The 8,370-nt window shown below is 65.2% G+C and carries 5 protein-coding genes; 2 read left to right on the forward strand and 3 right to left on the reverse strand.

Going from position 1 to position 8,370, the window contains the following annotated elements; all coding sequences use genetic code 11:
* Positions 1-703 precede the first annotated feature (703 nt).
* Positions 704-2,623, reverse strand: coding sequence for a DEAD/DEAH box helicase (locus DEM26_RS19950; protein WP_109173284.1), 1,920 nt, complete (start codon positions 2,621-2,623; stop codon positions 704-706).
* Positions 2,624-2,766: 143 nt separating this feature from the next.
* Complete coding sequence (locus tag DEM26_RS19955) at positions 2,767-3,795, reverse strand: sodium:calcium antiporter (protein ID WP_075777643.1); 1,029 nt, start codon at positions 3,793-3,795, stop codon at positions 2,767-2,769.
* Positions 3,796-3,958: 163 nt separating this feature from the next.
* Between DEM26_RS19955 and xylB the strand changes: the two genes are divergently transcribed.
* Positions 3,959-5,395: a xylulokinase gene (gene xylB / locus DEM26_RS19960; RefSeq protein ID WP_109173285.1), complete on the forward strand. Its 1,437-nt coding sequence runs from the start codon at positions 3,959-3,961 to the stop codon at positions 5,393-5,395.
* 43 nt (positions 5,396-5,438) lie between these two features.
* On the opposite strand, the gene DEM26_RS19965 is transcribed toward xylB, so the two are convergent.
* Positions 5,439-6,362 (reverse strand): aldose epimerase family protein, encoded by a 924-nt coding sequence (locus DEM26_RS19965; protein ID WP_158275172.1) that lies wholly within the window; start codon positions 6,360-6,362, stop codon positions 5,439-5,441.
* 312 nt (positions 6,363-6,674) lie between these two features.
* On the opposite strand from DEM26_RS19965, the gene glpD reads away from it, so the two are divergent.
* Complete coding sequence (gene glpD / locus DEM26_RS19970; RefSeq protein WP_109173287.1) at positions 6,675-8,234, forward strand: glycerol-3-phosphate dehydrogenase; 1,560 nt, start codon at positions 6,675-6,677, stop codon at positions 8,232-8,234.
* Positions 8,235-8,370 lie beyond the last annotated feature (136 nt).

The following is an 8,370-nucleotide window of genomic DNA, read 5'->3' on the forward strand; positions in this document are numbered from 1 at the left end:
CCGGTAGCTCGTCAGGCTCATAACCTGAAGGTCGTAGGTTCAAATCCTACTCCCGCAACCAAATCTTCTAAGTCATAGCTATACGCTCACAGCCGCCTTCGGGCGGTCTCTTGCGTTGTGCTAAGTCCCGCAGAAGCAATGGGGAAGCAGGCGGAGTAGAATTCGACACCCCGCCCCCACGAAGGCGGGGTTTTTCATTTGTGCCATCCCTCAATCCCAGGATCGCACCCAACTCGCCATAAAGCTCAATCACATGGCCGCCGGGTGCGTCCGCGCCCGGGTGCAGAAAGATCCCCTCTATCGGGCCGCGCAGGATCGCCGTTGCCTCGCTGCGACTATCCTTGTCATTGAGCGCTGCCGTCAGATATTGCACCTTGCTGAGGTAGATCTCGGCAAGCGCCGGGTGGATGATGACGGGATCGGGCGTTGGTATCGTGGCGAGCGTGTTCCGGAGCTCGGACTTACGGGGCTTACCTCGTCTCGGAGGCCAATAGTTGACCTGCACGGACGCATAGCATCACCAACCGGGCTTCGCTCGTGGCGAGGCGAAAGACCCGTGACAGTGATATTAAGGGGCATCAGGCCACGGAGGCTTCTGTCGCGTTCTCACAGTCTAAGGCGGTAAGGAGGCGCTGACCCGGGCGCTTCGGATCTGGTACGAAAAAGGCCCGCATCGCTGCGGGCCTTTTGTAGAATCACATCGTCACTTGCGCGGCTTTTTCGGGCCGCCGGGCTTGGGCTTTCCGCTTTTTGCCGGATGCGTCCCTTTGCCGGGGCCCGCGTATTTCGCGCGAGTTTTTTTCGGTTTCGCGCCTGCGCCGCCCTCGGGCTTGCGCTTTTTCGACGGGATATCCGCTAGGGCGGCAAAGCCCGCCTCGTCATCCGGGCTCCAGCCGCTCGTCTTGGTATTGTCCGCCGGAGCGCCTTCAGTACGTGCGCCCTTGGGCGAGCCTTTGCGATGGGGCGCCTTGCCCGGGTGTTCCCCACGCTCGCCACGATGGGGCTTGCCCTGCGGTTTGTCGGCGCGCCGCTTTTTCGGCGGCGGGCCGAAATCGGGTTCACCATTGAGGGCGCGGGCCGTGATCTCGTCGGAGAGCTCGCCATCGGGACCAAGCGAGGCCGCGAACTTTGCGACGCTCTTCTCGGCAATCTCGACGAAGGTTTCGTCGTCGCGCACGCGGATCGCGCCGATGGCGGATTTCTCCAGATCGGCATGGCGGCGCAGGAGCGGCAGCAGCCAACGCGGCTCGGCTCGGTCATTGCGCCCGACCGACAGGGTGAACCAGCGGCTCGGACCGAATTCCTGACGCTCGGACTGGCCCTTGGTGTCGGGCGGCAGAAGGTCTTCGGGCGGTGCGTTGCGCGCTTGCTGCAGGCGCAGGAAGGCGGCGGCGACAGCCTCGGCCCCGTGCCTGTCGAGCAGCTTGCGCGCGAACGCCGCCTGATCCTCGGTGATCGGCTCGCGCCAATCGGGATCGGTCAGCAGGCGCTCTTCGTCGCGCGCGATGATCGACTCGGCAGAGGGCGGCACCGTCCATTCCGCGTTGATCTTGGCGAATTTCAGCAGGCGCTCGGCGCGTTTGACCATGCGAGGCGGCACGATCAGCGCGGACATCCCCTTGCGCCCGGCGCGACCCGTCCGGCCCGAACGATGCAGCAGGCTCTCTGTGTTCTGCGGCAGATCGGCATGGATCACTAGGCTCAGGTTCGGCAGGTCGATACCGCGTGCGGCGACGTCGGTCGCCACGCAGACCCGCGCCCGCCCGTCGCGCATCGCCTGCAGCGCGTGGCTGCGTTCGGCCTGTGACAGCTCGCCCGAGAGCGTCACGACCGAGAGGCCGCGATTGCCGAGACGGGCGCTGAGATGGTTCACCGCCGCGCGGGTGTTGGCGAAGACGATGGCGCTTTCGTCATGATGAAAACGCAGCAGGTTGAAGATCGCATGATCGCTGTCCGAGGCCGCGACCTTCAGCGCCTTATAGGCGATGTCGGAGTGCTGCTGCGCGGTGTTGATCGTCGAGATGCGCTGCGCGTCGTTCTGGAACTGCTCGGCCAGTTTCGCGATCATAGGCGACACGGTGGCCGAGAACAGCAGCGTGCGGCGCTCTTCCGTCGCGGAGCCAAGGATGAATTCGAGGTCTTCGCGGAAACCCAGATCGAGCATCTCGTCGGCTTCGTCGAGCACGACCGCGCGAATGTCGCCCAGGTCGAGCGCGCCGCGGCGGATATGATCGCTCAGACGGCCGGGGGTGCCGACCACGATATGGGTGCCGCGCTCGAGGGCGCGCCGTTCCTGCCGCGGATCCATGCCGCCGACGCAGGAGCTGACGATGGCGCCGGTCTTGCCATAGAGCCAGCGCAATTCCTGCATGACCTGGAAAGCGAGTTCCCGCGTGGGGGCCACGACGAGTGCAAGCGGCGTGCCGGCCGGGCCGAAGCTTTCGGCCTCGCCCAGAAGGGTCGGCGCGATCGCGAGACCGAAGCCGACCGTTTTGCCCGAGCCGGTCTGGGCAGAGACCAGCAGGTCCTTGCCCGCCAGCGCGGGATCGGTCACCGCGTCCTGCACGGGAGTGAGAGTGTCGTAGCCGCGCTCGGCGAGCGCTGCGGAAAGGGAGGGGATCATCGGAAAGTCGTCCAAGCAATGACGTAAGGGACGGGCCGCTCTGCTTCTGGCAGCCCGTGCGGAAGGCGCCTGCATAACGGTCCTTGCGGCAAATGTATATTGCCTATTTCGCGAATCCGGCCCTGAGAGGCAAGAATCCTTGGTCAGGCGAGGACTTGCAGCACCACTGCCGAGGCGTAGATCGCGACCAGAAGCAGGCTCTCGATCCCGATCCGGGCCGGCCCGTCCTTCTGCCGCAGGATCAACCCGCCGAGCAACACGCCCGTCATCATCAGTCCCGTCGCCAGCCAGTACAGATCCGGCATCGAGACTGCGTGGTAGAGCGAACCCTCGCGATACGCCCCGTCCGAGAAGACTAGGAACAGCGTGTCGAAGGTGTTGCCGCCGATAATGCCGCCGATTGCCAGTTGCAGTGCGCCGCGGCGGACCGCCGTCAGCGTCGTCACCAGTTCCGGCAGCGATGTTACCACCGCCGTCAGCAATGCGCCTACCAGCGAGGAGCTGAGGTCGAAACGTGTGACGAATTCCCGCCCTGCTTGCGAAATGACCCAGCCGCTGAGGCCCATGACGACGACGAGGCCGACGAAGACGAGGATCGGCCCGCGTGGTGAACGGTTCCTCTCTTCTTCGTCCTCGGGCTCGTCATGGCGGGTCTCGCGGGTTTCGACCGGTTTCCACATCGGCGTTTCCGACACCTGGGCTGCGAGCTTGGTACCGCCGAGATAGGCGAGAAACAGGATCACCGAGGCCGGGCTGATGCCCCAGATCGCGTAATCGGGCGCGGCGGTCGCGGCGAGCGGGATCGACAGCAGCACGATCAGCATCACCGCCTGAAACAGGTTGGCAGGCTCCGCCGCCGAATGTTCGAGATTGGCCCGCCGGTGCAGCATGTCGGCCAGCGCCAGAAAGAAGGTCTGCGCGGCGATCCCGCCTACGGCGTTTGAGAAGGCGAAACTCGCGTCCCCTTGTGCGGCTACCGAGACGGAGACGACGATCCCCGACAGCGAAGTCGCGGCGCCCAGAACGATCCCGCCCGCCAGCGCCTCGCCGATGCGGGTGCGATCCGCGATCACGTCGGCCAGCCCGGTCGCCTTGATCGAGGAGATGACGACGATCAACCCCGCAAGGGTGAAAGCGCCAAGCAGAAGAGGGGTCGAGAGTGAGGCGATCATCCAGGCTCCGGGGTCACTGTTCGAAAGGCAACCGCGCAATGCGCTCACGGTTCCGTTATGCGGTGCGACGGACGGGCACATTCGTGTGGGGTCGAGGAGTCGACATGCCCGCCAGAGACGTTAGGGTCGGCGCGAGACGAGTAGCGCGCGCGGGAGGACAAGCATGTTTATCGGATTGGATCTGGGCACCTCGGGGCTGAAGGGCCTCTTGATAGACGATGCGCAGCGCGTGGTGGCCGAGGCGACGCATCCCCTCACCGTTTCGCGCCCCCATGAAGGCTGGTCGGAACAGAATCCCGCCGAATGGGTCGCGGCGATGGAGGCGGTGCTGGGCACGCTCGCGCAGCATGACCTCTCGGCGGTGCGCGGTATCGGACTTTCCGGGCATATGCATGGTGCGACGCTGCTGGATGCGCAGGACGCGGTGCTGCGGCCCTGCATCCTGTGGAACGACACTCGCGCCTACCGCGAGGCGGCGTCCCTCGACGCCGACCCGCAGTTCCGCGAAATCAGCGGTAATATCGTCTTCCCCGGCTTCACCGCACCGAAGCTGGTCTGGCTTGCGAAGCAAGAGCCTGAAATCTTCGCGAAGGTGGCGAAGGTACTGTTGCCGAAGGATTACCTGCGGCTCTGGCTGACCGGGGAACATGCCTCGGAGATGTCCGATTCCGCCGGAACCAGCTGGCTCGATACTGGTGCGCGTGACTGGTCGGACGCGCTTCTGTCGGCGACGGGGATGCGGCGCGAGCAGATGCCGCGTCTCGTCGAAGGCTCGGACGTGTCGGGCACGCTGCGCCCGCAGGTCGCGGCACGCTTCGGCCTCCCGGACGGTGTCGTCGTGGCCGGTGGCGGTGGCGACAACGCGGCTTCGGGCGTTGGCGTCGGCGTCGTGGCGGCCGGACAGGCCTTTGTCTCGCTCGGCACTTCGGGGGTGCTTTTCGCCGCGGACGACGGCTATCGGCCCGATGCGGCGAGCGCCGTGCACAGCTTCTGTCACGCCCTGCCTCAGACATGGCACCAGATGGGCGTGGTGCTGGCCGCGACCGACGCGCTGAACTGGTATGCGCGGCTTCTGGAGAGCGACGCCAAGCAACTGACCGAGGGCCTCGGCCCGTTGCGGGCGCCGGGCAAGGCGCGCTTCCTGCCCTATCTCGGCGGCGAGCGCACGCCGCTGAACGACGCGGCGATCCGTGGGGCCTTCATCGGGCTTGAGCATGCGACCGATCGGGCGGCGACGACGCGGGCCGTGCTGGAAGGCGTGAGTTTCGCGCTTCGCGATTGTCGCGACGCGCTGGCTGGGACCGGGACGCGGATCGAGACGCTGCTTGGTGTCGGCGGCGGGACGCGTTCGCGTTATTGGTGTGAGGCAATCGCGACGGCGCTCGATACGCCGGTGACCCTGCCGGTGGCGGGCGACTACGGCGGCGCCTTCGGGGCGGCACGGCTCGGCATGATGGCGGCGACCGGCGGCGGGTTGGAACTCGCACGCCCGCCCGAGATTGCCGCGACGATCGAGCCGGTGCCCGCGTTGCGCGCGGCGTTCGACGAGGGCTATGAGCGATATCGTCAAGCCGGTGCCGCGCTGAGCGGTTTGACCTGACCCTGCGCGCCGCGCCTTTTCCGCTGGCGTGGATTTCGCGGGCTCAGCCCGAGAACTGCAGGCGAATTCGGTTCACGTATTCCTTGCCGGGTTGCAGGATCGCGGACGGGTACTCGGGGTGATTGGGCGCATCGGGCCACGCCTGCGGCTCCAGACAGATCGCGTTGAAGCTATCACCCGATGGCGAAGTGTAGACCTGCAAGCCGGGCTGGTTGCTCAGCATCGTCATGCTGCGCCCCGAGGCCGGATCGTTCAGTGCCGCAATCTCGCGCATGGCGCCGGGACGCAGACAGAAGTTGTGATCGAAGCCTGCGCCATCCGGTCCCGGCACCGGGGCCGAATCGCGAAAGTCGAACCGGGTGCCTGCGACATCGCGCGGGGCGCCGACAGGCAATGATTCGGAATCGATCTCCAGCACCTGATCGGCGTTGATCTTCAGCCGGTGATCGGCGATCGAGCCACCGCCGGCGAGGTTGAAATACCCGTGCGAGGTCAGCGAGACCGGGCAGGCCCGATCACAGCGCGCGCGATAGGTGATCGTCAGAGTGGCAGGGTCCGATAGCGCAAAGCTCGCCTCAGCCACGAGATTGCCGGGAAATCCCTGATCGCCGTCGCGGCTTTCGAGCCGCAGCGCCACCGCGTTGATCCAATGCGCGACGACCGTCCAGTCGCGCTGGTCGAAGCCCTGACCGCCGCCGTGAAGGCAGTTTCCGTTCTCGTTCGTATCAAGCTGGAACTGCTCGCCATCAAGCGTGAAGCGGCCGCCGGCGATGCGGTTGGAGTAGCGCCCGATTGTTGCGCCGTGGAAGCTGCGTGCGGTCTCTCCGGGATCGGGGCCGATAAGAATCTCGACCGGGCCGTCGGCGCCTGGCAGGACCAAACTTGTCAGTCGTGCGCCTTTCGGGTCGATGCGGACCCGCATCCCCGAAGCAAGCCCGATCTCCAGTTCTGTTTCATGATCGAACATGCTCTTGTCCCGTCCGGTTGCCGATAAGGCTTGCCTTACGTAAGCCTCTTCGCACGTCACGACTTTAACCTCGATCAATCCCATAGGCGAGTTAGCTACATCGTCAGTTTTCTGCCCGTCAAACGTGCTGAACGCCCCGAGTCTCACCATACAGCAACGCTGGCGTTCCTTAAAAGTTTCGTGATCGGTGCGGAGAATTTGGGGGCGAGGCCTTTTCACGCTCGATTATGCGCGAAAATTGTCTATAATCATCAATAACGAAAAATATCGCGCCTAATGGTGCAGATGCGATGGGCGTTAGGAGTGCGCAGAATGTCACAGGCAGTAGACCTCTTCGTGATCGGCGGCGGCGTGAACGGCTGCGGGATCGCGCGCGACGCGGCAGGGCGTGGCCTCAGGGTGCGTCTGGCCGAGATGGGCGACCTCGCGCAGGCGACCTCCTCGGCCTCCACCAAGTTATTCCATGGCGGGCTGCGCTATCTCGAGTATCTCGAGATCAAACTGGTGCGCGAGGCACTGTCCGAGCGCGAGGTGCTGATCCGCGCGATGCCGCACATCTCCTGGCCGATGCGTTTCGTGCTGCCCTACAGCGCCGACATGCGTTTCGAGAGCGATACGCCGGTCTCGAAGATGCTCTCGACCGTGATGCCGTGGATGAGGGGCAAGCGCCCGTCCTGGATGATCCGCTCGGGGCTGTTCCTCTACGATCATCTGGGCGGGCAGGGGCTCTTGCCAGGTACGAAGCGACTCGATCTGCGCAACACGCCCGAAGGCGCGCCGCTGAAGGATCAATTCGCTCATGCCTTCGAATATTCCGACGGCTGGGTGCAGGACGCCCGGCTCGTCGTGCTCAATGCGCGCGACGCCGAGGCGCATGGCGCCGACATTCGTGTGCAGACGAGGGTCGTCGAGGCGCATCGCGACGGCGGTCATTGGGTGATCGCCACCGAGGGGCCGAACGGGCGCGAGGAGCATTTGGCCCGCGCCGTGGTCAATGCGGGCGGCCCGTGGGTCGAGCAGATCCTGAAAGGTACGATGGGCAGCGCCAGCCGCGAGCATATCCGCCTCGTGCGCGGTAGCCATATCGTGACCCGCAAGCTCTATGATCACGATAAATGCTACTTCTTCCAAGGCACCGACGGGCGGATCATCTTCGCGATCCCCTACGAGCAGGACTTCACCCTGATCGGCACGACCGAGGCCGCGCATGAGGATTCGCCGCTCGCCGCCGAATGCACCGAAGCCGAGCGCGATTACCTGTGCGAATTCGCCTCCGAGTATTTCAAGCAGGAAGTTACGCCCGACGATGTCGTCTGGACCTATTCCGGCGTGCGCCCACTCTATGAGGACGGCGCGAGTTCTGCGACCGCGGCGACGCGCGAATACGTGCTCTCGCTCGATGCCCCGACGGGCCAGCCGGCGGCGCTGCATGTATTCGGGGGCAAGATCACCACCTATCGTCGTCTGGCCGAGGATGCGCTGGCCAAGCTGCGCCCGCATCTGCCCGGGATGGGCGGGCCGTGGACGAAAGACGCGCGTCTCCCGGGCGGCGATTTCGCCCCCGAAGAGGTCGAGGCCAAGATCGCCAAGCTCTCGCAGGACTACCCCTTCGTGGATCGCAAATGGGCCGAGCGGATGATCCGTCATTATGGCACCGAGGCGTGGGACATCTTCGGCGATGCCAAGGCGCTGGCCGATCTGGGCCGCGATTTCGGCGGTACGCTTACCGAGGCCGAGCTGCGCTGGCTCGTCGAGAAGGAATGGGCCCGCAAGGTCGAGGACGTGATCTGGCGGCGTACCAAGCTGGGCTTGCGGCTCGATGCCGATCAGGTCAACTCTGTCGCCGCGTGGCTGGAGGAGCACGCGGCCTGAGGCGCGAAACGGGAGGACTTCATGACCCATATTCTGGCAATCGACCAAGGCACCACGTCGTCGCGGGCGATCGTTTTTGACGGCGCGCTGCGCCCGGTGGCGAGCGCGCAGCAGGAATTCACGCAGCATTTCCCGC

The sequence above is a fragment of the Thioclava sp. NG1 genome (assembly GCF_003122275.1).
GTDB lineage: Bacteria > Pseudomonadota > Alphaproteobacteria > Rhodobacterales > Rhodobacteraceae > Thioclava > Thioclava nitratireducens.